This is a genomic window from Rhodanobacter sp. PCA2 (assembly GCF_013620825.1).
GTDB lineage: Bacteria > Pseudomonadota > Gammaproteobacteria > Xanthomonadales > Rhodanobacteraceae > Rhodanobacter_A.
The window spans coordinates 44,141-70,125 of record NZ_NJIC01000003.1 but is presented as its reverse complement, the minus strand read 5'-3'; the positions used below and the strand labels follow the sequence as shown (position 1 = coordinate 70,125).

Below are 25,985 nucleotides of genomic sequence, written 5' to 3'. Positions count from 1 at the left end.
GTCTCGGCCAGCTTCGTGCTGGCAGGCGGTACGTCTTCATGGTCGGAGAGCAAGCCAGGCCGCATCTTCAATCTGCTTGTTCATGGCGACTACGCGAATCCGATCATGCTTCTGGATGAGATCGACAAGGTCTCGGGTGGAAAGTATGACCCGATGGGGCCCATCTATGGCTTACTCGAACCCCACACAGCAGCCAGGTTTCGCGACGAGTATGTGGACACGCCGATCGATGCCAGCCGCATTTCATGGGTGCTTACGGCTAACCGACTGGAAAACGTTCCGTGGCCGATTCGAAGCCGGACACAGGTTTTCCGGATTCCCGAGCCATCGACTTCGCAGCGCGCGGCGATCGCAAAGTCGATCTACCTGCATCTGGTGAAAACTTCGAACTGGGGCAAGGGATTCAGTCGAAGCATCGACGATGCCGTGGCTCAACAGTTGGCCGACGAAGGTTCGTCTTCGCGTGATTTGCGACAGGCAATCATGCTTGCCTGCGCGCGCGCGGCCGCACGTAATGCGGACAGGCTGTGCAGGGAAGATGTCCGCTCAGTCGATCTGCACCAGAGCCCCATGAACATCGACCTGCGCCTTGTGATGCCGATGGGGTCAGCGTAAGTGGCGATACATCCAAGCGGCTAGGAGCCATCGGCTGCGGAAACTTACAGTCGAGACAACCCCCAAGCGAAGCCGAACCAGAACGTCTACATTGTTGGCGCTCGCTGAAAACTAATCGCCTCTGCGCGTTGAAAATCTCGTGCTACGCGATGGCGATGGCTATGATGTGATCTGGTTCACACAAGCCTCGGGAGAGGAAGTTTGTGAACTTGGCGCCCTCGGTGGCCAACAGTCACGGAGGGCTGATGCTGACCACATACTCCAGGAGGAGAACGGTCATGACAGAAAAGGAAAGGGAACTTGAGCGCGCCAAGGGTGATTGGTCCAAGCACGACAACAAGAAGTATGTCGGGAAGCTCGATCGCCAGTACGTGTCTATGAGTGAAGGCTATGAAGTCGAGTACTTCATCGATCATTACCTCGACACTAGGGGTAAGGCGGTGAGTAACAAAAACCGTGACATCGTCACGGCAGCGCTCGAATCGTATCCGGGAAAAGCTCCTTATCCACGCGGTGCGCTTACTGCCTTTCTAGACTCAAAATGGGGGTTGTCAGCTGTTAGGTAGACCTGATCGGGTGCCTGGCAATACCAAAAAAGGCTCCGCGCGCGGAGCCTTTTTCAATCCAAGGGCATGATGTCAGCTGTCATTTGATCTGCCGTGTGGGTTCTTCTGCAAAACGCCGCACACCTACCCACCTTCGCCACAGCAACCGACCAGGGGGCGCCAGCGAAACTGACCACGACCGGCGGCCGCGCTGCCCAACTCCGACAACGGTGGGGGGTGGAAGCGTCGGCGACGACAAAGTCTGTAATATCAATAACTTTTACCGTGTGGCCAAACTATGCTTTCCAGATGTGGCCAAACTATGGTTTCAAGAACATGTTGTGCACTTACTCATAAATTGGCCGCTTCGGCCAAGTTTTGGTTAAGTGCTAACCATAAAGTGTCCACCTAGGTCACAAGCAAGCGACATCTTGAGTACCCGGTGTGCAATAGCCGCCTCGGATACTGTCGAGGAGTGCCGCCTAGCGTATGCGGCGATCGCCACGTGGATGTCCGGCAGCTATCTGCTGCGTTCGCCGAGGTTCTGCCCGATGCTGAGTCTGACGACGCGGACGTTGCTTGACTTCGGGTGCCTACAGGGTGGGGTGCTCCGTCTACAGCGGCGGCTTGTGCTGCTGAGCAAGACGTAGAACGACAGCGTCCGCACAGTGCCTCTTACGCGGCACGCTGCAAAAGCTCTAGCCGCCGCAGTTGCAGACTCTATCTGCCCCAAGGACACCGATTTGGTCTTCTTTGGAGAGCTGGGAAGGGACGGAAGGCGAAGGCCTTACAACTTCAATAGGACATGGCTCAACATAAAAGCCAAGAATGGGGTAAGCGACCTACGGTTTCACGATCGTCGCCATGAAGCAGTAAGCAGGCTCGTTGAAGGCGAGCTCAGTGACCAAGAGCCGCGGCTATCAGCGGCCACAAGTCCATGTAAATGCTGAAACGCTATACGCACCTCCGGGCGGAAGACTTGGTGGAACGACCCGATTCATTGAGAAAGAGGTAGGCAGTTCCCTGTTGGTCCACGGCGGGCGCTCTGAGGCATGTGAAGCAGGCTCTAGGGGGGGGTGATGAATGATGATCAGGCACTAGATTCTGTGCAAAAGGTTTCGGATGTTATCGATGCCCTTACAGCGGGGAGGCTGCGCGTGCCAGACGAGCAGCAGGCTTGGACGAAACGGTTGCTAGCTCTCCCTCGAGGAGCCACCGGGCTCCTGGATATCTCAAGCCTCACGAGCGACGATCTTGCGAGGGCAAGATCGGCCGCCCTACTGCTACGTTTCCAGAGCCAAGAGCAACGGGAGGAGGAAGCACCGATGCCTTTGGGCTTGCATGATGCCCAATGTGATCTCTTTCGGCTGTTCGAGAAACTATTCATTGGACTGACTGGAGTCTCATCTGGCCTAGTTGAAACGGAACAGGAGATTCAGCAGCGGATGATCGAGCGCGCCAGAACGCGCAGTGACATGATGGCTAGGGACGTCAATTCCGCCGCCGAGGAAATTGAAGAGTTCTACACCCAGAACGCGGGCGCGATGTTCCGTGCAGCACAAGAACTCGGTGGGCTCAAGGTGGTCTTGGGTGGCCAGCGTGCGTTTGGCTCCTCGGCCCTATCGGCAACAAGGGTGGCTGGACTCTACTGCGATACACAGCTCATCCCTGATCCCGTCTATCCCTTCTTCTCGGGTGATCTGCATCTCAATGCAATGCACCTGCAACTGGCCTTGGTGCTCTTTCACATTTTGCCGCTCAGGCCTCTCATTGAAGCGCGCTTGAGCGAGCCGCCAGTTTTGATCTTCCCGAGCTTCGAGCAGGGACTCGAACGGCACGACTCAATTACTCAGGCAGGTATTGCTTCGTTGGCCATGAAGGTGATCAGGCCATCCTGCAACGCAAAACTTCAATCTATCGAAGAGCTACAAGAATTCGCCCGATCTCATGAAAATGAGTTCCTCGAAGGTGTTCTGCGCGACAGGCTCTTCGTACCACCTGGTGGCAACCCAGAACGAGTGCTGACCGCGCGAGAGGCGATCAATAGCTATCTAGTTTCTCTGCAAGGCATTCGCAGTGAAGGTGCGCTCAATTTCATGAGAAAGCTACCAGCCGGGTCTCTCGTCCTCAACGGAATTGTCGAGCGACTAGTGCCGCAGTACCACCTTCTGGAAAACGCAAACGAATTGGCTGCGCAACCGTTGGTCTCGCAGAAAGCGCATTGGCACTACTTCGAGCGATGTGCGTCCGCAGAAGCGCGGGAGCTTGTCAATGCTCAGGTGATCTCGCGTGAATCGTTCGACGTCCTGAGGGCCATCCAGGACGACAGTCTCAGGTGGTTAGCCAACATCCCACTTGAGGGTCTTGTCGATCTTCGTCGCAACCGAGAGCACGCAGAGCTTCGAGAGCAACTGAAGAAATTCACGACGCAACTGGCGGGCGCTGGGGCGGCTGACCTATCTAGTGTTACTAAAGAAGTGAGGCACGGCCTAGAGGCCATGATTCAGCTACAACAAAGGACGATTGCGGATATTGAGCGCAGGTACGCGCCATCAAAATGGAAAGCTGTAGCGGGGGCGGCCTTGGGTGTGGCCGCGTCGGCCAGCGTCAGCTTTTTGCCAGCATTGGCTACCGCTGTTGGTGCTACAGCGCCCGTAGTGACTTCAGTCCTCAGTGCCGGCGCAGGAGCAGTGGCATACACGAAGGAATTGGTAGGTGAAGCCGTTGAGAAGCGGCAGGCACGAACGTCGTTGCTAGGGATGCTGGCGATTGCCCACAGCAAGTCGATCTAGGGTACTCCTGGGTCAGCTCGCTATCCGAAAGAGTCTTGAGATTTACCCTTATTGAGGAGTCGCTCCGTGAGCGAGAAGTCGCAAGCCATCGTACGCTTCATTGCGAGCCTGCTGCCGCTTTATACGCACGTTCAGTTCGAAGGAAAGACGTGTGCGTTGTCGCTGACTGATGGAACAATTGTGGTGCCAGTCATCGATCCTGACATTGATCCGGTAGACGACGACGGTTGGCTAGCGGTCTATTGGCAGGGGGACTCGACACGCAGGACAGAAGTTTCCGCGACGCTGTTTGCGAGTCAGGCTGTCTTGCGTTACATCGAACTTCGGAGTGCGGGCCTTCCATCTGAAGCTTTTCGACGTGAACGTGAAGGACTTGCCGAACATTTCGAGTTCAAAACCGGTGCGACACTGTATTTCGCTGAAGGCTACGTCGAGTCCGAAGAGATGAGGCAAATGAAGAAGTGGGGCGGAAAGATCTTCGGAACACTTGCCAACGTAGTGACGAAGCATCTTGGCATAGCGTAACGAACTGTCAGCTTTTGGCTGGCTTATCAGTTACCTACGATCCTTCTGTCTTGAGCCATCCATCGAGAGTGTCGATTCGGACGAAGTGCGAGTCGACCTTATAGGGTGGATTGCGCATCCACCAATAAATTTCGCGCCCAACATAGACGTCCATGATCGAGGGAGGCCGATCCGAGGCCGGTGCTGGCCAGCCAAGCAGCTGTCGCAACCTTTCTAGATGTTCATCCAGAAACCGGTGTCGGCGTTCGATTTGGTCGAACTGTCCGTGATCTCGTCCGTCCCCAAAGATGCGATCACGAAGCCTACGCGCATCCTTCAGGCAGAACGGTGGCTGGTTATATTTACACTCAACCGCGATCCAGCGATTGGCGTCCGGCCAATAAGCGAGGACATCAAAGTCACCCACGTCGTCAAAGCCTTCATTCTTGAAGCGGCGCATGAAGTCGATGCCTTCAGCTAGGTGTGGTGCTGTGCGTGCACATATCTCGTAAGCGCGCTTCTCCAGCCCTTTTTCGATTCCTTTTTTAATATTGCGCACCTCGGCCTTGACCGCTGGCCAGCGAAAGTCGGCAGGAAGGTAACCGTCTGAAACTGAGCCGACCCAAATGCGCCCAGCCCTCTCCACGCTCGCTGCACCCCACAATAGCTTGCCGGAGCTCATCGGGATCAGCGGGCGAATTGTGAGTCGCTGAGCGCGTTTGTTGTGCTCCCAAACAGGAACATCCGACTCAGAAGTCTCTTTGCCGAGAAGTACACGGATGTGCAAAGGATCAATAGTTGCAAACCTGACGATACGATGAGCCTCATCGGCTGCCAGGCCTTCAACAGAATCTCGGAGCACTTCGACAATTTTGTCGATGGAGGCTTGGTACGACAGCTTGATCTCGCCCGATCCAGTGGCTGACGGCCACCGCGAAAGCGTCGCTAACGCCTGTGCCAGGTTAGAAAGTGTGAAACCTAGGTCGGTGCTAAACGCCCGGTCAATCGCTTCGAGTCCTTGGCCAGGCTGTAGGCCGTGAATCTCGTCCGCAGCTGTAAGTTCGATGCCAAGCTTGAGGTTGGCCTGCTCAAGAGAGAATTCGTGTTCTTTTTCCGTCAAACCATCGGAGAAGAACACCTCGGGTACATAGTGGTGGTCTAACTCCACTCCTCCTGGGTGTATGCCGTTGTGGAGTACGTCGCTGGCACCGTAAAGGACGAAGAGCCAGTCGACGGTGGCAAGCAAATCGACGGTCAGCTCCGTCTTTTCTGCGGCCTCGCCGACGGAAGCCATGCTCAGCGCGGCTTCGATGACGTATCGGTAGTTGCGAGCATTTCTGGTGAAGCGGTCATGCGCTTCAGCAATGGCATTTGCTCGCGAGTAATCCACCTCGTGAACGAGGCTGAGTTGAATGCGCGATGTGGCACGCTGGTACTCCGCTATTAGTGCATCATGTTGCTCGACGCAAAAGACAAGGAGTGACATCAAATCGCATGCAGCGATACGTTTGTGTAGCTCGGTACGGTATGCATCCCTTGCCTGGTCGATGATTACTTTCGCTTCGGCAAGTTCGTGACGTCCGGGCTCTGCTTTAATGTCGTGAAAAACTACGGCCAAGTCGCGCCGAGCGGATTTGTAGTCGCTCGGTTCTGGGAGTATCGGATCGGCGTGATCGGGGACATCAACGTCACGCACCATTGTCTGCATGACAAAGCGAGGCCTGCCTGTCGATGTTTTGGCCAACTGGTCCATTACTTCACCGGCGACTTCTTCGCCACTGGCTGTAGCAAGGGAGCGTAAGAGCTCGGTTGCGCACTCCGATTCAAATGAAGCATCCGTGGCATTGTGGAGGCCATTCTGGACTCGCGATAGGTTCACTTCGATGCTCAACGTGATGCGGCTGGCGGCATCTTGCTTTACCACCTTCAAATTGTTGATGAGCGGCTTCTCTAGAGAGCCCTCCGCAATCGTCCTGGCGGTCCCGTCGACAACGGTACTTGGCTCTTGGCGGCAGACGAAAACGATCCGTGGGCGTCCGAATATCGGTAGTCCTGCAATAATTTCTCGACGCTGCGCCAGTGCATCTGCCGCGCAATGAACAAAGTTTTCCAGAAGCTGCCCATTGGTCGCATCCATGATGCGCGGAACAAACGGAAACACCATGTGGACGCAACAAGCTCCTATCACTGTCGACCAGGAGAGTGCAGGCCATCCTTTAGACAACATCCTGTAGAGGTGGTTACTACTATCCGGCTCAACGGTCCAAGTTAGCCTACCGTCGGGAAAGTCCGGGGGAGCCGATGACCAAAACTTCGTCAGCTGTTTAAAGCGCCAGTTGCTTCCCCAGTGGGGATCAAGGCCAATCATGGTGGGCTGGATCGCACCGTCGACGAGGAGTCCATGCGAGTCACGGAAGCTCCCGAACAAATCGGTGAGCCCAGTAAACGGAGTCCAAACCAGCGCTTGATTCTTGTTCACGTAGCTGAGAAACCCCGCGAGCTCGTCTACGCCACCCAGCGTGTCGAACAGGGTTACGAAATCTGACGGCGGCGTCAGGTGTTCTCGCTCTCCAATATCAGGAAGCATGCGCGGTTGAGCTGTAACGTCCGTTGGCACAACGATGAACGTCACATCGTCAGAAGAGAACGGTTCCCCGTCTCGGCGCAACACTTGCAGGCCAGTATCCTGTCTAGCGAGCTTAAGAGCCCATTGACTCTTGGACGACACTAGCGCCCGCACGTCTCTGCACATGCGCCTGATACTGGACGGATTCAGGATATCTCCCGGCACCACGAGAAAGAGCTTATCGCCGGAGACGAGGGCAGCGGATAGAACGTAAGGCAACGGCCCCTCAGGAGTGCCTGGTATGAGAGGGCCGGCTATGACTTCGCCCGGACGAAATCTATCGGCTAGGAATTTGCCGAGGGCGTATGCCATCCGGTGCAGCCGTTGATCTCTACTGCCGACTAACCGAGTAGCCCACCTTTCTAGCACAACGCTGGGACCGCTACGTGGCGAGAGTGGGAGCACTGTATCGTTCACCCGGACCATTAGTGCCGGAAGGGATGTCCCATCGAAGATGCTGTTGCCGAACGCGGTGCTCGATTCCGGAATTCGTAGTGACCCTAGGTCGATGGTGAGGGCTTCGCTGAACGGGCCTAGCGTTTGCACGGTTGCTATACCCACCGAAACGAGCGCATCTCGGCAGTCATCCCAAAAGTCTCGTGGCGGAACCTCAAGATGCCCAGTTTCGATGTCTAGTTGCCGAAGATGTGACTGGCTCCCGACATGAGTAATCAGATAGCTCTGGACCCATAGAGCGACGTTCATGTCCTGGGTGGCGGGAACATTTCCAGCTTGGGCAAGGCGAAAGGCCGTAACGAAATCAGTGATGCGCTCAACACTACCGCCATACATGATGGGGATGAATGCATCCCTTACGTCAAAGGACACCTCGCCCCAATCCGCCTCAGGAATGTAGTCCTCGAGGGTTGGGAAGCTTGGCAGGGCCGCATAGACGTCCCAGAGAAATGCCTGGAAGCTCTCGTACGTATCTATAGGCTTTTCGCCTCGATACGAAGTGAGTGGCATCGAAACGGCGACCCTTAGGAGCAGTTGGTGCTTTACCTGGCTGCTGATGTTCGGAAGCCAGAGTTCCGAGACGGTTCCAGCCAAGATAACGTCCTCGGCCCGATAGCGGGCAAGGACCTCCTGCATTTTATGGATGACCTGGACGAACGACGTATCAGCGTTCTTGTGTCGTGACGCAGCGTATGCGCGAGTCTTTGCCCGCTTCTCCTTAAGCTTCCGCTTCCGCTTATCTCGGGAGTTCCTTCCCATAATTCCCCGTCTGTCCAGTATTTGGTTGGCGCCACGCGGCGACTTTGGCGTGAGCGATACTTTCGCTCAGTGGCCTTTCGTCCTATGTCTGGAGGCCCTGAGATAGAAGGTGTCTGAAGCCGGCAGTTGACCGCCTAAAGAAGCTGTCACCAGCCTGCTTGTGGACAATAAGCCGCTGGTACAGTACCACCCCACGCCCCGCGGCACGCATAGCTCGCACGCTCTCCTAATGTATAGCCTTCGCGGCTTCTGCGATTAGGGATGAGACGCGACGTCCCCCGCTTTGAGTAGCGGGTCGGTTTAGAGTCCAGAGTTACTTTAACAGCTTCGCGTAGGCGGCAGGTGTCAACCCGCCCAGCACCTTCTTCGGTCGCTGCTCGTTAAAACTGCCGCCATCGCGCATGGCCGCACCTATTACCGTACAGTGCACCTGACCGAGCGTCGGAAGGTGATGCAGTCATGGGCGGATTGGCTGGATGGGCTCTGCCTGGAGGTAAATGTAATTCCTTTTGAGCGCCGCTCACGATAATACGTACATGATCACGCCGCTGTGGCCTCGCGCTATCCGGTTGGACCGGGATATTTCGATGCCGATCAAATCGCATTAATCCTGTTTTGGCGCACATGAAGGATATGAACTCATTACGCCAGGCTTTATCGGCAGCGCGATGGTTGGCGCCTGCTTGAACCATGCGCAGGCACTTGTCCGGGGCTACCCGTGAAGCTCGTAGATACCTGACGTGGATATGTTTTCCATGGTTTGAATTACCTCTTTGTCCGGTGCTTACCAAAAATCCCGCCTTTCCCCCTTTTGGCTGATCAACACTGCCTATTGGAAAAGCGTGATTGGATTAATCTATTTTATAAAAAGTTCATGAGTAAACCATTTCGGCCATATGTGCATTTCATGTGATGCGTATCGCATTTTTGAATGGCCAATCGTGGGTTTTGGATAAATCTGCGCAAAAGAATCATTTTCAGCTTCCGGTTTTACGATGGTTTAACCCCGGCAGGCGCCACATGCAGCGTAATTTCTTGCGGGCGACCGGCCATGGACGCGAACCGAAGCATGTGTCGTGAGGCAGGGGCGGCAGATCGGGGCCGTCGTACTCTTCTCAAGTCGACCCAAGGACTGGCGGCCGCCGGTGCCCTTGGCAGCATCGCCTGGATCATGCCGGAACCCGCGTCTGCGGCAGCATTGATCCGGGCGAAACGCGACGCGATGACGCCGGACCAGGTGGGCAACCTCACCGCGCTGCTCGACAAGATCAAGCCTTCGGTCTCGGCCACCGGGTTCAGCAGCGAGCGCAGCGGCAGGAACGATGCGTTCGTCGACGCCGTGGCTGCCACCAATGTCAGGCACACCATCGACGAACTGCGTCGTCGCAGCGAGGTGCTGGCGGGTCTGGAGAAGGACGGCAAGGTCACGATGGTCGGCGCCATGTACCACCTCAACAACGGCAAGGCTGATTTCTTCGCGTAGAGGCGCGCTCGGCAACTCGGCACCTGACAGGCCACGGGGCAAGGGATGGCGCTGTGGCCTGTCAGGTGCCGAGTTCGGCGCAGCGTCCTTTCCGGGCGCTCTGCGCGGCTCGCTTGTCCACCGGGCATCTGTCTCGCGCCATGAAGTTCGCATCCAGTCGGTGCTGCCGGCAGAGGCGACAGGGCGATGGGGAGCGGTGCGGCGTGCGGGTTGCGATCTGTCTTGTCGGGGCAGACATGGCGGCACCATGCGACGGGCATTGGCCGAATTCCCCCACGGCGAAAAGTCCGCGGGGTTGCCGTGTTCCTGCGTGATGGTTTCCGCATCGTTGCTCGTGTCCACATGCGACCAGGTGTCGTCCCTGGGCACATGACGCGAGTCAAGGTGATGGGGCTATGGCGGTGCTATTCAACGCTCATACGAACGGGGATGTCGTCGATCGCCGCTGGTTGCCGGGTCGCGCAATGCCCCGCGAGTGGAAACGGTCCTGCTGCCGGTGCGCGTCGAAGCAAGATGCCGCGGCCGTGGGAGGAGGTTGTGGAAGGCTCTGACCCCGAAAGGGGATGCCAAGAACGGCTGGGCCCTTGCGCGTGACTGGAAGCGCGTGGCCCAGGTCAAGCTGCCTCGCACGCTGTCCCGGGCACCGAATGACATGACGCTTCCGGCATTGGAACGGTTGTCCATCCTGGTCGTGGCGGTGCTGGCCACGGTGGTCGTCGTGCGCGTGTCCGCGCTGGACGCGGCGCCGGCATCCGATGCGATCAAGCGCTGCTTCACACCTCACGTCGTCCACGGACTGGTCCGATGGAACCGACGACGACGGATACAGACGTCCTTTCAGGCAACACGTTTGTTTTTCCGGTGCTCGCACCGGAGGCAGGCCAGCGCCATGGCCGCCGGAGTTCACCCATGACCATGACAACACAGCAAGGAGTCGCTTCATGCAACGCTCTCACTGCCGTCCCCGCAAACTTTCGGCCCCATGGTTCCGCCGTTCCCGCCTCTACCTCGGGATCATGGCGGGGGGAGTCAGCCTGTGCGTCGTCCCCACGCGCGCCGTCTTCGCGCAAAGCGTTACCGCCGTAAATAATGGCCGTTGGGACACGACCACGACCTGGAGCGACGGCCAATTGCCCGGCCCTGGAAAGAATTACATCATCGGCGCCGGATTCCAGGTGATGGCGCCACCCATCCAGCGGGATGGCACATTCGACACCGTGTTCGACGGCGACTCGCTCTTCGTCGGCAATGGCGGGGAACTGGTCCTGCAGAGCACCAGTCCGGCCTACAACGCCTACGAAACCCTGACCATTCCGGGGCTGAGTTTCGACAACGGCTCAACGTTCACCCTTGTCGCCGCGGCGGGCAACATCAACCGGACCTTGGTCAGCGACGTACGCGTTGCGGATTCCGGCACGGTCAACTGGGCAGTCGCGGTCACCAGCGCACTGGCCTTCGACGACAGCCTGATCCTGGCTCCGACGGCGGCCTTGCGGGGCGGCGCGGATATCAACGTATCGGTCAATGCCCAGGGCGTAACCGGGCTGAAGCGGCGGATGATCAGTATCGAGAGCCAGGACAATCCGTTTACCGGAAACTGGATCGTCACCACGACGAGCGGGTCGTTCGGCACGAAAATGGGCGTGCTGGAAGCAGCCGGGATCAATGCGCTGGGAACCGGGCAGGCTACCCTGAACGCGTCGATCCTTCGCAACGCCGTCGCCGATGGAATCGATTCGCTCTACGCGATCACGCTCAACGCCAATTCCATCCTCCAGCTCGATGCCGCATGGAACAATCCGGCAGCGGCGCTGAATCTCGATGGCGACAATGCGATCGTGCATGTCGCGCATGCCGGCACCAACGTCGCCGGCAATCTCGTCGGCGTGGCGAACACGCAGATCCTGGGCACGGTGCCCGGCGCCTCGATCGAGTTCAACAGCACGGCCGACACGAGCTTCGCCGGCGCCTTCGGCGGCGCCGAAGGCGGCAGCATCGCGCTGGTCAAGAGTGGCCCTGCCACGCTGACCCTGCTGGGCAACAACGAGATCGCCGGTGGCACGCGGATCCGGTCCGGCACCCTGAGCATCGGCAACGGCGGCACCCGGGGCCGCCTGACCGGCGACGTCGAAGTGGATGGCCGGCTGGTCTTCGCCCGCAGCGATGCCATCACGTTCGGCGGGGTGATCAGCGGCAACGGCGAACTGGAACATGCCACCGCCGGCAAGCTCTATCTCACGGCGGACAGTCCCTTCACCGGAACCACCACGATCAGCAATCCGCTTGGCGTCCTGCATCTCGGCAACGGGATCACAGACGGCAGCGTGGCCGGCAACGTCGTCGACAATGGCGGATTGGTGTTCCTCCGCCCCGGCGACCTGGTCTATGGCGGCGTGATCAGCGGAACCGGCCGGGTCGGCCAGGGCGGTGCCGGCAAGATCACGCTTGCGGGGCAGAACACCTACACCGGCATCACCTACGTGTCCTCCGGCTCGGTTCTGCAGGTGGGCAATGGCGGCACCACCGGCCAGATCGTCGGCGATGCCGTCGCCAACGGCACGCTGATCTTCAACCGCAGCGACGTGTTCACCTATGGCGGCCGGATATCGGGCGAAGGCGAACTGGTCCAGGACGGAACCGGCACCCTGGTGCTGACCGGCGACAGCATCCACACCGGCGGCACGAGCATCGCGGCGGGCACGCTGCAGATCGGCAACGGGGGCAGCACCGGCAGCATCCTGGGCGATGTGCAGAATTCGGGCGTGCTGGCCTTCGACCGCGCCGACGCCATCACGTACGACGGCATCGTCAGCGGCAGCGGCAGCCTGGAGCAACGAGGCAGCGGCACCCTGGTGCTGATCGCGGACCACACGTACACCGGCGGCACCACGATTACGGCCGGCACCTTGCAACTGGGCAATGGCGGTACCAGCGGCAGCGTGGTCGGCAACATCGTCGACAATGGCGTGCTGGCGTTCAAGCGCAGCGACGACCTCGTCTACGCCGACACGATCAGCGGCAGCGGCAGCGTCAGCAAACTCGGCACCAACACGCTGACCCTGAGCGGCAACAGCACCTACACCGGAAATACCACGGTGAGCGCAGGCACGCTGGGCGTGAACGGCAGCATCGCCAGTGATGTGCAGGTCGCCGCCGGCGCCACGCTCCAGGGCAGCGGCCAGATCAATGCGAATGTGGCGATAGCCAACGATGGGCACCTGGCGCCGGGCGATGGCGTGGGCACCCTGACCATCGGCGGCGACCTGCTGCTGAACAGCACCAGCCAGCTCGACTACGAGCTCGGCAATCCGCTGTCGGCCAACGATCGCGTGGACGTGGGCGGCAACCTGACCCTGGCCGGCGATCTCAACATTACCGATGCGGGCGGGTTTTCCACCGGCGTGTATCGGCTGTTCAACTACGGCGGCACGCTGACCGACAACGGACTCAACTTCGGCCTGCTGCCGGCGGGGATCCTTCCCACCTCGCTGCAGGTGCAGACCAGCATCGCCAACCAGGTCAACCTGATCGTGGTCGCCGGCGGCTTCGGCCTGCAGTTCTGGGATGGTTCGCAAACCGTCGGCAACGGCGTCATCGACGGCGGCACCGGCGTGTGGAACAACGCCAACACGAACTGGACCACCGCCGATGGTTCGGTCAATGCGGCGTGGGGCCAGGGCTTCGCGGTGTTCCAGGGCGCCGCGGGCACCGTCTCGGTGGTCGAGGACGTGCACGCGACCGGCATGCAGTTCATCACCGACGGCTACAGCGTGGTCGGCGGCGGCGGCCGCGTGCTGGCCGCACCCAACTTCGGCCTGCGCGTGGACAGCGGCGCCACCGCGACCGTGGCTGCGCAGATCGTCGATGGCAGCGGCCCGGCCACGCTGACCAAGACCGGCCGCGGCACCTTGGTGCTGGAAGTCGCCAACACCTACAGCGGCGGCACGGCGATCAACGCCGGCGTATTGCAGATCGGTGCCGACACGGCGCTGGGCGCCGCCGGCGGCAGCGTGTCGATGAAGACAGCGACCTTGCGCACGACCGCCTCCTTTGCCAGCGACCGAAGCCTGCAACTGGGCGGCACGGCGATACTGGACACAGCCGCCGCGACCACGCTGACCTGGAATGGAACGGTCGCCGGCGCCGGGAACCTGGTCAAGATCGGCGCGGGCACGCTGGCGTTGAACGGAGCCAACAGCTTCACCGGCATGGTCGGTCTGTTTGGCGGCGTGCTGGAAGCGCAAGCCGACAACGCGTTCGGCGCCGGCAGCAACGGCATGTTCTTCAATGAGGGCACCCTGCGCTGGGGCGGCAGTTTCGATCTGGCGGCCAGCCGTCTGGTCACCCTGGGTTCGCTGGGAGGAAATTTCGACACGAACGGTTTCGACGCCACGGTGGCGTCGGAGATCGATGGGCCGGGAGCCTTGACCAAGCAGGGTGCCGGCACCTTGATACTGACCGGCGAGAACACCTACTCGGGCGGCACGAACATCGCGGCAGGCACGCTGCAGATCGGCAATGGCGGCAGCAGCGGCAGCATCCAGGGCAATGTGCGGAACGCAGGCGTGCTGGCCTTCGACCGCGCCGACGCGATCACGTTCGACGGCATCGTCAGCGGCAGCGGCAGCCTGCAACAGCTGGGCGCCGGCACCGTGGTGCTGACCGCGGACCACACCTATACCGGCGGCACCACGATCGCCGCCGGCACCCTGCAGCTGGGCGATGGCGGCACCAGCGGCAGCGTGGTCGGCAACATCCTCGACAACGGCGCGCTGGTGTTCGACCGCAGCGACGACCTGGTCTACGCCGGCACCATCAGCGGTACCGGCAGCGTCGCCAAGCTCGGCGCCAATACGCTGACCTGGACCGCCAACCAGACCTATGCCGGCGGAACGCGGATCGACGACGGCACCCTCCGCCTGGGCAATGGAGGCTCGTCCGGTTCGCTGCAGGGCGACGTGCTCAACAACGGCACGCTGGTCTTCAACCGGTCCGACGACGTGACCTATGCCGGGGCGGTCAGCGGCACCGGCGGCCTCGTCCAGGCAGGCACCGGCAGGCTGCTGCTGAACGGCACGAGCAGCTATGCCGGCGACACATCGATCGATGCCGGCACGCTCAGCATCGCGGCCGACGGCGCCATCGGCGATCCCTCGTCCACGCTGCATTTCAACGGCGGCGGCCTGGAGCTGCGGTCCTCGTTCGACAGCCAGCGGTACATGGTCTTCGATGCCGATGCGTGGATCGACACGATGGCCAACCGCAACAAGCTCGGCGGCAATATCGATGGAGCGGGAGGCTTGACCAAGCTTGGCAGCGGCGTGCTGGTGCTCAACGGCATCGCTTCGTACCAGGGCCTGACCGACGTGAAGGCTGGCACCCTGGCGGTCGGCGACAGCAGCCACACGGGTGCCGTGCTGCTTGGCAACGGCGGCGTCGTGGTGGAGAGCGGTGCATCCTTCGGCGGCTACGGCGGTGTCGCCGGCAACGTCGACAACCGCGGCACGCTGGGCGTCGGCAACGCCTTGCCCGCCTTCGCGACGGAACCGGATGCCGAGTTCCAGATCAGCGGGCGACTGATCAACAGCGGACTGGTCACGCTGCAGAACAACGTGGCCGGGGACATCCTATGGATTTCCGGCGATGCCACCGCCCTCAATCGCCGGGCCTACTCCGCGGCAGCGGGCGCCTATGTCTCGAACGGCGGAATACTGAGCATGGACGTCGTGCTCAACGAAGGCGGCGCCAACACGCAGGCGGACAGGTTGAACGCGGAAAGCGTCGAGCTTGCCGGCGGTGCGACACGCGTGGATGTGCATGCCGTCGGCGGCAGTGGCATGCAGACGGTGGGCGACGGCATCCTCCTGGTCAATGTCGCCAACGCCAACGCCTCCGCGCCGGGAGCTTTCGTGCTGGGGCACCGCGTCGTGGCCGGCGCCTACGAATACCTGCTGTTCCAGGGCGGACAGGCGTCCGCGAACGGCAACTGGTACCTGCGCAGCGAGGAACTCAATCCGGGCCCTGGTCCCGGGCCCGATCCGGAGCCCGACCCGATCGTCCGTCCGGAAATCGGCAGTTATCTGGACGCCAGCGATGCAGCCCGGAACATGTTCGTGCATACGCTGCACGAGCGTCAGGCCGAACCCGACGACCATTCGGCGTCCGATCGCTCGGTCTGGATGCGGGTGCTCAACACCAGCACGCGCGGCACCGCCGCCGAAGGGCTGGTGAGAAGCAGCGGCAACGACATCCTGATGCAGGCCGGCGGCGACGTCTTCACCAGCACGGCCACCCGCGGAACCGCGCGCATCGGACTGATGGCCGGATACGGTCGCAGCACCTTCAACAACATCGCCCAGGGAAATCCCGCGCTTGCCCAGGCCACCGTCAAAGGCTACGCCGTGGGCGCCTATGGCTCCTGGTTCGCCGATGCTACCCGGGCAACCGGCTGGTACACGGATGCATGGCTGCAGTACGGGTGGTTCAACAACCGCGTCTCCGCCACGGATTTCCCGCGCGTCAACTACAACTCCAAACTGGCGCAGGGCTCGCTCGAACTGGGCTATACGCTGCACCTCGGCGGCCAGTATCGCCTGCAGCCGCAAGTGCAGGGGATCTACAGCTGGCAGGACAGCCAGCACCTGATGGATGCCGCGGAAACGCAGATCCGCTTCAAGGGCGGATCGCACGGCTCCGGACGCATCGGCCTGCACGCCTTCCGCGAAGTGGGAACCGCCGGCCTCACGCCGTTTGCCGACTTCAACGTCTGGTTCGACTCTCCCGCCAGCGTCGTCTTCGACGAAACGCTGTTGCGCGAAGACAGGAAAAAGCAGGTGTACGAGGTCGACATCGGCCTTCAGGGAGCATTCGCCAGGAACTGGTTCATGGCGGCCAAGTTCAGCCATAAGCGCGACAACGGGAACTACCGTCGCCAGGAGGCTTCCCTGACCGTGAAGCATGTCTGGTAGGTCCGCGGTTTCGACGAAGCAACCCAGTGAAACGTCCCGCCTCGATGCTCCAGACCTCGAAGCGGTTGCCCGTCCTCATCGTGGTGGTGCTGGCCACGGTGCTCGTCGTGCGTGCGTGGGAGGCGTGGCGCGGCCCGCCTCTCCACGCCTGGCATGCCTTCGAGCCGCACGGGTCGACCGGCTGCAACGGGAAGGGCGCGACTGCCTCGGCCGCCATTTCACGCGCTGCGTGGAAGCGGTGAGGGCGTACGCCGTCAGCACGGTGACAGGACGGTCGGCCATGCGGGCCTTCGACAGCTGCGACCCGACGGAAACGCCGGTGCGTGTCGTGCCGATCGGCTGGTCGGAAAACCGGATCGTGCAGCCCCGGAACTTCCTGCTCGCCCCTTGCGTGCCCGATGCCGCGGACTGGGCGATGCTCCGGTCGAGTGTGGCTGCGGTCGGCTTGCCGCGCGGGTGCGCCGTCGTGCCAAAAGTGAGTCAGACTGCGGGGCAGCGGCGCGTGCTCGCTGGAATAATGGCCCGCATACACACCTCCGATTGCCGACAGGTCGCCGCATGGCCGTCTCCGACATTCCACACCGCGCATCAGCCCGCGGCCATGCCGTGACAGCGCGGCGATGCAGTCGTGGGCAGCCGGGAAAGGAACCGGGCCGGCTGGGCGGCAGGATCCGTGCAAAGGACGATGGTCTGGCGAGGCAGTGTTCCAGCCGCATGCATGTCGCGGCTCGCCGGTTCGAAGGGGCGCGGCCATGAGCAAGCCACTCGCGGGATGGCATCGTCTCGCCAGCTTCCTGCGACCTGGCCGGCCGCGGGCCGGCATCAGGACGCTGCGCCGCAACCAGCGCCGGCTGCTTTTGAGCGGCGGCGTCGTGCTGACCGCGGTGATCTTGAGCATCGCGGCGCTCGATCTCGTTTCCTCGGCGAAGAATACCTACGCGAGGCACGGCGACATCTTCCGCAGCACCCAGCAGGCGATCGGCGACGTGCTGGACCAGCGCCTCGAAGGCGCCATCGGCTACGCCAGCATCAACGACGCCATGTGGACGCTGCAGTCGGGGCGTCTGGAGGCCGATGGGCGGACACGCATGGAGGCGTTCCATGCCAACCGCAACGTGCTCGGCATCTGGCCCGGCGGCGACGGCACCATGCCCTGGCTCGTGGTCGGGCGGGAAAACCTGGGTATGCCGGACGATCGCGTCGCCCGCTACATCGGCCTGGCGCGGGAATACTCCATGCTGGCGCGGTCGACGTCGCTGTTTTCCCGCTACTCCTCCGGCGGCGGCATCGCCTACGAGTACGACCCTGGCCATGCGCTGGCCCTGGTCGCGGGTCTCAAGAGCGAGGCCCCGCTTGCGGCGGCATTGGACGAGGCGACGCCGGACCAGGTGATCGACCGGCTGGTCCGGATCGACCGGGAACTGCGATCGAAGGCGTTCGCGCGCAGCTTGTACGGGCGCCAGGTCTACTTTGCGCTTGCGCGCAATCCCGTCACTTCCGAGCCTTCGCTCTACACGAGCCTGCCGCTGCTGGACGGCCGCAACGAGTACCTGCGGCGCGTGTACTTCGAGCCCCTGGTCGACATCGAATCCCGCATCCGCGAGAAGACCCGCGGCAGCTTTCTCGTGCTGACGCGCGAGGGCGAGACCGTGCTGGAAAGCGGCGACCATCCCGCGGCGCTCGACCAGGCGGAGACGGCGTCGATCCTCGCAAAAAAGCTGTGGGAACACCCCCTGGAAAACAGCGTGCGCGAAAGCCACCGGGAGGGCTCGCTGATACTGGGAGGCGTCCCCGGCACGGACTGGACCCTGGTCTATCCGGTGACGCGCGAGGAGCTGCGGGCGAGCATGGTCGCGCGCGGCTTGCGGCTGGTCCTGCCGGCAAGCATCGCCGTGGCCGGCATCTGGATCCTGCTGCTGTTGCTGGAGAGGAAGGTGCTGGCGCCGGCGCTGGCGGAAGCGTCGCTGGTCTACGAAAGCGAAGCGTTGAACCGCTCGATCATCGAGACCTCCCCGGTCGGCCTGTGCGTGATCGATTCGGCGAACGGGAACGTGCTGGTCGAAAACCAGTGGGCGGCATCCATGGCGGGCACGTCCGCGCCGCGCAAATCGGCCCTCTTCGATTTCCTGTCGAGCCGGCTCGCCCGGATTCCCGACGCCGACGCCGACGACATGCCGGCACCGCCGGCGATCCTCGACTGGCAGGTGGATGAGACGCGCCGGCTCCAGGTCATTGCAAGCCAGGTGCGCTACCGGGAGAGGCCGGCGTGGCTGTGCGTGTTGCGCGATGTCACCGCGCAGCACGAGTTCGAAGAGAAACTTCGCAGCGCGCGGCGAGAGGCGGAGCGGGCGCGGCAGGCGGCCGAGGAAGCGAGTCACGCCAAGTCGTCCTTCGTCGCAAGCATCAGCCATGAAATACGCACGCCGCTGTACGGAGTGCTCGGCCACCTGGAGCTGTTGTCGCGATCCACGCTGAGCGAGGAGCAGCGCCTCAGGCTGCAACGCATCGGGCGCTCGGCGGACGCCCTGCTGGCGATCGTCAGCGACGTGCTGGATTTCTCGAAGATCGAGGCGCGGCAGCTCGACACGGTGATGGCGCCGTTTTCGCTCAGGCATCTCGTGGAGCGCGCCGCCCTGCTGTTCGCGCCGGAAGCGCAGCAGAAGGGTCTCCCCCTGTACTACCGGATTCACCCGGCGCTGGCGAGCCGTTACGTGTCGGATGCGAACCGGTTGCAGCAGATCCTGCACAACCTGCTCAGCAACGCGGTCAAGTTCACCGAGTCCGGCCACATCGTCTTGCGGGTCGATCCCGACGGGTCCGGTCCCGGGGGGAAGGGCGGGCTGTGCTTTTCCGTCGTCGACACTGGCATCGGGCTCAGCGGGGAGCAGCAGGCCCGGCTCTTCGAGCCGTTCGCGCAGGCCGACAGCAGCATATCCCGCCGCTTCGGCGGCACCGGGCTGGGGCTGGCGCTGTGCCAGGAGCTGGCCTTGCTCCTTGGCGGCTCGATGAGCGTCGAGAGCACGCCGGGCATGGGTAGCCGCTTTGCGTTGCACCTGCCGGAGATCGCGCCTTCGCCGTCTCGCGACGAAGCCGGCGCCAGCCTGCAGGGCATGACTGTGGCCTTGCTGTCGGATTCGGAGGAATGGCGCGAGGAAGTGGGCGGCTTCCTCGCTTCCTGCGGCGCCAGCGTGCATCCGGTCCGGCAATGGGCCGGGCTTGCGGACGCCGTGCTGCCCGGCGACGCGGCGGTTTTCGTCGTCGGCGATTTCGCCGGGCAGTCCGTCCCGGTGCCGGAACCGGGAGCGAACGGGCGGCGGATCGTCGTCGCCACGATGGACGGCCCGCTGGCCCCGCAGGCGGAAAAATCGTGGACCCGCGTGTCCTGCTATGCGAGCGAAGCCTGGCTGGCCGCGTTGCAGCCCGGGCGCGAGGCATCGGGCGCCGCCGCCGACGATCGCGCGAGCCGGCAGTACCGGGGCCGGATTCTGCTGGTTGACGACCATCCCGCGAACCGCGAACTCATACGCCAGCAACTCGAGGTGTTCGGCCTGGACATCGGCGAAGCGAGCGGCGGAAAGGCCGCCCTGGAGCTCTGGCGCCGGAACGCCTACGACGTCGTGTTCACGGATCTGCACATGCCGGAAATGAATGGCTACGAGTTCGCCGAGCGCCTGCGGCAACTGGATGCCCGGGTCCCCATCATCGGCCTGACCGCCTCGGCCCTGGTCAGCGAGCGGGAACGCTGCAGGGAAGTGGGCATGTCCGATGTGCTGCTGAAGCCTATCCTGCTGGACCGACTCCATTCCGTACTCGCGAAATTCCTCATGCCACGCCAGTCCCACGCCGCCAACCAAGCCGCGAATCGCGCGGAAACCGCCGCGCCGTCGCCGCGCCCCTCGGAGGCCGTGCGGGTCGCCTTCGTGAAGCAGGCGCACATCGACCTGGCGGACATGCGGCGTGCGGTCGCAGCCGGCGACGAAGCGGCGCTGGCGGAGCTGATCCACTCCTTCAAGGGCGTCCTGCTGATGATGCGGGAGACCGATACGGCCATGCACTGCGCCGCTGCCGAAGCCGAGCTGGAGGATGAGCCCAGGGAAGCATGGCTCCACAGGGTTTCCGCGCTGATCGCGGAGCTTGAGCGTGTCGTGGAGCGTTACGGGCAGCCCGCCTGAATCGATGCGGCTTCCGCTGGCGGACGGAAGCCGGGAGGCACATGCGACGCCGCCGCCTTCCTGCAGCGGCTTTACGGCGCGCCGCGCTTCCCGGAAGCCGGGTTGTCCGCCGGCGGCGGCTCGTTGCCTGCCGGAGCGGGAACGAGGCCGAGATCGAGCGCATGCTTGAAGAGGTCGGCATCCTTCTCGATGCCGAGCTTGGCCATGCCGCGTATCTTCTGCGTGCTGACGGTCTGCTTGGACCGCTGCAACTGTTTCGCGATGTCCTTGATCGCTGTGCCGCCGATGAAGAGCGACAGCACTTCGCGCTCCCTGGCGGAAAGCGCCTGGACGGAGCCGGACGATTTTCCGTTCGGAAGCAGCGACGCCACCGCGGGCGACAAATAGCCGCGCCGCACCCATGCGGCCTGGATCGCCATGCGCAGGTGCGACATGTCGTCCGCCTTGCTCACGATGGCCTCGATGCCGTGCGACAGGATGGCCTGCACGATGGCCGGACGGTCGATGCCGGTGATGACGACGATGGCAAGTTCCGGATACCGCTGCCCGAGGAAATCCAGCAGCTGCAGGCCGTCGCCATGCTCGCCGCCGGGCATGGCGAAGTCGGTCACCAGCACGTCGCAGCCGTTCGCGTCCAGCAACGCGACGAGGTCCGTCGAGCTGCTGCACGTCCCGACGATGTCGATGGCGGGAACCTCGGACAGCGCGCTCTCGATGCCGATCCGCAGCACCGGATGATCGTCGGCAATCGCCACTCTGATGCGTTGATTCTCCACGGATCCTCTCGCTGGCAGTCGCCGAGACCGCAGGCCGTCCTTGCCTGCCCAAGCCCATTATAATTGTAACAATCGCTTGATCGGGCGAGGGTTTCGGTCATTCCCGATCGGCCATCCACCAGGACATGCCGTGAGCATCCGCGTTGTCATTGCCGACGATCATCCCGCCTCGCTGGTGGGCATGGAGCAAGCCGTTTCGGCGCTCCCCGACGTCGTGGTCGCGGGGGCGGTCAGGGAGTCGTCCGAACTGGTGGACGTGTTGTGCCGCGAGGTCGTCGACGTCGTGCTCACGGACTTCTCCATGCCCGGCGGCGAGCATGGCGACGGCATCGCGATGCTGCAACTCCTGCGGCGGCGATTTCCCCAGGTCAGGCTGGCGGTGGTGACGGGCATCGAGAGCCCGCAACTCCTGCGCAGCACCCTGGACGTGGGCGTCGTGGCGCTGGTCAGCAAGGCCGACGATTTCAGCCACATCGGCGATGCCGTGCGCAGCGCCTACGATCATGCCGTCTATCTTTCGCCGCGCGTGGCCGAACTGGTCGCCCAGGACGACGCGCCGGAGGCGTCGGGCGGCCACGGCGGGCTCAGCAAGCGCGAAGGCGAAGTCGTGCGCATGCTTGCCGAGGGCTTGTCCATCGTCGAGATCGGGCTGCGCGTCGGACGGAGCCGCAAGACCATCAGCGCGCAGAAACTCGCCGCGATGAAGAAGCTCGGCCTGAAGACCGACGCCGACATTTTCCGCTACGCGATCGACTCCGGCCTGGTTCGGGCCACCGAGGCTTCGCGGGCCGTGCACGCGGATCAGGACCAGCCGTAGGCAAGCGCGCAACGCGCTGGTCGCAGCGAGCACCGCATAGTCTTTCTTGAGCCGCCAAGCCTGCGGCTTTGCCCCCTTGAAGTGGCGGCTCTCGCCGTTTCAGCGCGTGCGATGTGAGCCGCTTTTAGGCCATGTCCGATAGGACTGCGCGGCCTCGATCCATACCCTTGTGTTGTATCCCGGCGGTAGTCGGGGACGACAAGCGCGGGGCCACGCGATTGCCCCGAAGCGACGTAAGCCTCGGCCGGGATGGCCGCTCCCTTTAAGTCCAGACGCATGAACCGTTCGTGCGCGGACCTCCTGTGCCAGGAAATGCACGGGCAGCAACCCGTTCGATGAAATCGTCAGGAGAAATTGTCATGAACACCATCTATCGAATCATCTGGAACGTGGCCACAGGCAAGTGGGTGGTAGCGTCCGAATTGGCGAAATCCAGGCGCAAGGCCAAGGGCCGCGTAGCCGGCCGGCTGGCGAGCTGCGCGGCAGTGCTCGGCCTGGGCATGGCCGCGGCGCCCTCCGCCTTTGCGGACAACAATGTCGTCGCGCTGTTCAATGACGCGAAGGACGGCACCTGTACGTCGCTTACCGACCAGGCGACGGCGCCGGGCATGTATTCGAACGGCGCCTGCACGCAATCCCTCGGCACGGGCACGGCCACGGCGACCAGCCAGGATCCGTTCCTGAACCTCATTTCCAACCAGAACGGCCTTTTCGTCGGCGGCGGTCTGGAAATCTACGGCAATGGCGTCGGCAGCGGCCCGGCCGCCTATATCCATGGCGGGCTCAGCCTGTTCAGCGGCGCGGGCATGACCGGCAGCGCGAACAAGATCTTCGGCGTTGCATCCGGCGACCTGGGCGCGACCAGCACCGATGCGGTGAACGGTTCGCAGCTGCACGCGACCAACCAGCAGGTGAGCGCCCACGCCACCAGCATCACCAACCTGGATGGCCGCGTCACCACCGTGGCGCAGCAGGCGACCGTCAACAGCGGCAACATCACCAGCCTGGGCAGCCGCGTCACCACGGTCGAGGGCGACGTCACCAGCCTGACCAACCAGATGAACACCGGTTCGGTGGGCCTGGTGCAACAGGCGGCGCCGGGCGCCAGCCTGACGGTGGGCAAGGACATCGATGGCGCGTCGGTGGACTTCGCCGACAAGGACGGCAGCTACCGCACGCTGTCCCACATCAAGGGCGGCACGGACGACTACGATGCGGTTGCCCTGTGGCAGCTCAAGAGCACGACCAATGCCATGGCGGCGAACGTCGCCACCGCGCTGGGCGGCGGCGCGACCGTCACCGGGGATCTCCCCTTGTTCAGCGCGCCGACCTACAACGTGCAGGGCGGCACGCAGCACGACGTGGGCACGGCGCTGGACGCGCTCGATGGCGGGCTGACCGCCGCGCAGGGCGACGTGACCAGCTTGCAGGGCACGGTCGGCAGCCTGCAGGGCGCGATGGCGGATGCGCTCGCGTACGACGACACCACGCACGCCAGCGTGACGCTGGGCGGCGCCACAGCCTCCGCGCCGGTGGCGCTGCGCAACGTGGCCTCCGGCGAGCTGAGCGCCACCAGCACCGAGGCGGTGAACGGCTCGCAGCTGTACGCGACCAACCAGCAGGTGAGCACCAACACCACCAGCATCACCAACCTCGATGGCCGTGTCACCACGGTCGAGGGCGACGTTACCAACCTCGATGGCCGCGTCACCACGGTCGAAGGCGATGTCACCAACCTCGATGGCCGCGTCACCACGGTCGAAGGCAGCGTCACCAGCCTGACCAACCAGATGAACACCGGTACGGTGGGCCTGGTGCAGCAGGCGGCGGCGGGCGCCGGCCTCACGGTGGGCAAGGACACGGACGGCACGTCGGTGGACTTTGCCGACAAGGACGGCAACGCCCGCACGCTGACCAGCATCGGCGCAGGCACGGCCGATACCGATGCGGTGAACGTGGGCCAGCTCAAGGGCACGGCGAACAGCGTCGCGGTGGCGCTGGGCGGCGGCGCCAGCATGAATGCGGACGGCACGCTCGGCGCGCCGACCTACACCGTGCAAGGCGGCACGCAGCACGACGTGGGCACGGCGCTGGGCGCACTCGATGGCGGCCTGACCGCCGCGCAGGGCGACGTGACCAGCTTGCAGGGCACGGTCGGCAGCCTGCAGGGCGCGATGGCGGATGCGCTCGCGTACGACGACACCACGCACGCCAGCGTGACGCTGGGCGGCGCCACAGCCTCCGCGCCGGTGGCGCTGCGCAACGTGGCCTCCGGCGAGCTGAGCGCCACCAGCACCGAGGCGGTGAACGGCTCGCAGCTGTACGCGACCAACCAGCAGGTGAGCACCAACACCACCAGCATCACGAACCTGGATGGCCGTGTCACCACGGTCGAGGGCGACGTTACCAACCTCGATGGCCGCGTCACCACGGTCGAGGGCGACGTCACCAACCTCGACGGCCGTGTCACCACGGTCGAAGGCAGCGTCACCAGCCTGACCAACCAGATGAACACCGGTACGGTGGGCCTGGTGCAGCAGGCGGCGGCGGGCGCCGGCCTCACGGTGGGCAAGGACACGGACGGCACGTCGGTGGACTTTGCCGACAAGGACGGCAACGCCCGCACGCTGACCAGCATCGGCGCAGGCACGGCCGATACCGATGCGGTGAACGTGGGCCAGCTCAAGGGCACGGCGAACAGCGTCGCGGTGGCGCTGGGCGGCGGCGCCAGCATGAATGCGGACGGCACGCTCGGCGCGCCGACCTACACCGTGCAAGGCGGCACGCAGCACGACGTGGGCACGGCGCTGGGCGCACTCGATGGCGGCCTGACCGCCGCGCAGGGCGACGTGACCAGCTTGCAGGGCACGGTCGGCAGCCTGCAGGGCGCGATGGCGGATGCGCTCGCGTACGACGACACCACGCACGCCAGCGTGACGCTGGGCGGCGCCACAGCCTCCGCGCCGGTGGCGCTGCGCAACGTGGCCTCCGGCGAGCTGAGCGCCACCAGCACCGAGGCGGTGAACGGCTCGCAGCTGTACGCGACCAACCAGCAGGTGAGCACCAACACCACCAGCATCACCAACCTCGATGGCCGTGTCACCACGGTCGAGGGCGACGTCACCAACCTCGATGGCCGTGTCACCACGGTCGAAGGCAGCGTCACCAGCCTGACCAACCAGATGAACACCGGCACGGTGGGTCTGGTGCAACAGGCGGCGGCGGGCGCCGGCCTCACGGTGGGCAAGGGCACGGACGGCACGTCGGTGGACTTCGCCGACAAGGACGGCAACGCCCGCACGCTGACCAGCATCGGCGCAGGCACGGCCGACACCGATGCGGCGAACGTGGGCCAGCTCAAGGGTACGGCGAACAGCGTCGCGGTGGCGCTGGGCGGCGGCGCCAGCATGAATGCGGACGGCACGCTCGGCGCGCCGACCTACACCGTGCAAGGCGGCACGCAGCACGACGT

15 protein-coding genes are annotated in these 25,985 nt (G+C 63.2%); 13 read left to right on the top strand and 2 right to left on the bottom strand.

What is annotated here, in order from left to right:
• The 5 genes from PCA_RS01110 to PCA_RS01095 all read left to right on the top strand — a co-directional run.
• A partial coding sequence (locus tag PCA_RS01110; RefSeq protein ID WP_219918439.1) for a hypothetical protein occupies positions 1–615 on the top strand: 615 nt, incomplete at its 5' end.
• 245 nt (positions 616–860) lie between these two features.
• On the top strand, positions 861–1,181 hold the full coding sequence (locus PCA_RS01105) for a hypothetical protein (RefSeq protein WP_181300275.1): 321 nt from the start codon (positions 861–863) through the stop codon (positions 1,179–1,181).
• Positions 1,182–1,828: 647 nt separating this feature from the next.
• On the top strand, positions 1,829–2,110 hold the full coding sequence (locus PCA_RS17750) for a hypothetical protein (protein WP_343204386.1): 282 nt from the start codon (positions 1,829–1,831) through the stop codon (positions 2,108–2,110).
• Between the two features lie 129 nt (positions 2,111–2,239).
• Positions 2,240–3,952 (top strand): hypothetical protein, encoded by a 1,713-nt coding sequence (locus PCA_RS01100; protein WP_181300274.1) that lies wholly within the window; start codon positions 2,240–2,242, stop codon positions 3,950–3,952.
• Positions 3,953–4,018: 66 nt separating this feature from the next.
• Complete coding sequence (locus PCA_RS01095; protein WP_181300273.1) at positions 4,019–4,477, top strand: hypothetical protein; 459 nt, start codon at positions 4,019–4,021, stop codon at positions 4,475–4,477.
• 34 nt (positions 4,478–4,511) lie between these two features.
• On the opposite strand, the gene PCA_RS01090 is transcribed toward PCA_RS01095, so the two are convergent.
• Complete coding sequence (locus tag PCA_RS01090; RefSeq protein WP_181300272.1) at positions 4,512–8,174, bottom strand: hypothetical protein; 3,663 nt, start codon at positions 8,172–8,174, stop codon at positions 4,512–4,514.
• A gap of 1,174 nt (positions 8,175–9,348) precedes the next feature.
• Between PCA_RS01090 and PCA_RS01085 the strand changes: the two genes are divergently transcribed.
• The 6 genes from PCA_RS01085 (at position 9,349) to PCA_RS01060 (ending at position 20,920) form a co-directional block, all read left to right on the top strand.
• A complete protein-coding gene (locus PCA_RS01085) occupies positions 9,349–9,780 on the top strand; it encodes a carbonic anhydrase (RefSeq protein WP_255436584.1) in 432 nt (143 codons plus the stop codon).
• A gap of 604 nt (positions 9,781–10,384) precedes the next feature.
• Positions 10,385–10,693: a hypothetical protein gene (locus PCA_RS01080; protein WP_181300271.1), complete on the top strand. Its 309-nt coding sequence runs from the start codon at positions 10,385–10,387 to the stop codon at positions 10,691–10,693.
• A 265-nt stretch (positions 10,694–10,958) separates the two neighbouring features.
• Positions 10,959–16,748: an autotransporter-associated beta strand repeat-containing protein gene (locus PCA_RS01075; RefSeq protein ID WP_181300270.1), complete on the top strand. Its 5,790-nt coding sequence runs from the start codon at positions 10,959–10,961 to the stop codon at positions 16,746–16,748.
• A 26-nt stretch (positions 16,749–16,774) separates the two neighbouring features.
• Positions 16,775–16,990, top strand: coding sequence for a hypothetical protein (locus PCA_RS01070; RefSeq protein WP_181300269.1), 216 nt, complete (start codon positions 16,775–16,777; stop codon positions 16,988–16,990).
• 38 nt (positions 16,991–17,028) lie between these two features.
• The gene (locus tag PCA_RS01065) at positions 17,029–17,358 is read left to right on the top strand and encodes a hypothetical protein (protein WP_181300268.1); all 330 of its coding nucleotides are present in this window, start codon (positions 17,029–17,031) and stop codon (positions 17,356–17,358) included.
• A gap of 142 nt (positions 17,359–17,500) precedes the next feature.
• Complete coding sequence (locus tag PCA_RS01060) at positions 17,501–20,920, top strand: response regulator (RefSeq protein WP_181300267.1); 3,420 nt, start codon at positions 17,501–17,503, stop codon at positions 20,918–20,920.
• A 71-nt stretch (positions 20,921–20,991) separates the two neighbouring features.
• Here PCA_RS01060 and PCA_RS01055 read toward each other — a convergent pair whose 3' ends face one another.
• Positions 20,992–21,696 (bottom strand): response regulator transcription factor, encoded by a 705-nt coding sequence (locus PCA_RS01055; RefSeq protein WP_181300266.1) that lies wholly within the window; start codon positions 21,694–21,696, stop codon positions 20,992–20,994.
• A gap of 40 nt (positions 21,697–21,736) precedes the next feature.
• Between PCA_RS01055 and PCA_RS01050 the strand changes: the two genes are divergently transcribed.
• On the top strand, positions 21,737–22,513 hold the full coding sequence (locus PCA_RS01050) for a response regulator transcription factor (protein ID WP_181300265.1): 777 nt from the start codon (positions 21,737–21,739) through the stop codon (positions 22,511–22,513).
• Positions 22,514–22,872: 359 nt separating this feature from the next.
• A partial coding sequence (locus PCA_RS01045; protein WP_219918438.1) for an ESPR-type extended signal peptide-containing protein occupies positions 22,873–25,985 on the top strand: 3,113 nt, incomplete at its 3' end.

Bases quoted from the DNA above. Each gene is read 5' to 3' on its own strand.
- PCA_RS01060 (WP_181300267.1), top strand. From the start codon at position 17,501: ATGAGCAAGCCACTCGCGGGATGGCATCGTCTCGCCAGCTTCCTGCGA.
- PCA_RS01105 (WP_181300275.1), top strand. From the start codon at position 861: ATGCTGACCACATACTCCAGGAGGAGAACGGTCATGACAGAAAAGGAA.
- PCA_RS01085 (WP_255436584.1), top strand. From the start codon at position 9,349: ATGGACGCGAACCGAAGCATGTGTCGTGAGGCAGGGGCGGCAGATCGG.
- PCA_RS01065 (WP_181300268.1), top strand. From the start codon at position 17,029: ATGCGGGCCTTCGACAGCTGCGACCCGACGGAAACGCCGGTGCGTGTC.
- PCA_RS01090 (WP_181300272.1), bottom strand. From the start codon at position 8,174: ATGCAGGAGGTCCTTGCCCGCTATCGGGCCGAGGACGTTATCTTGGCT.
- PCA_RS01075 (WP_181300270.1), top strand. From the start codon at position 10,959: ATGGCGCCACCCATCCAGCGGGATGGCACATTCGACACCGTGTTCGAC.
- PCA_RS01100 (WP_181300274.1), top strand. From the start codon at position 2,240: ATGAATGATGATCAGGCACTAGATTCTGTGCAAAAGGTTTCGGATGTT.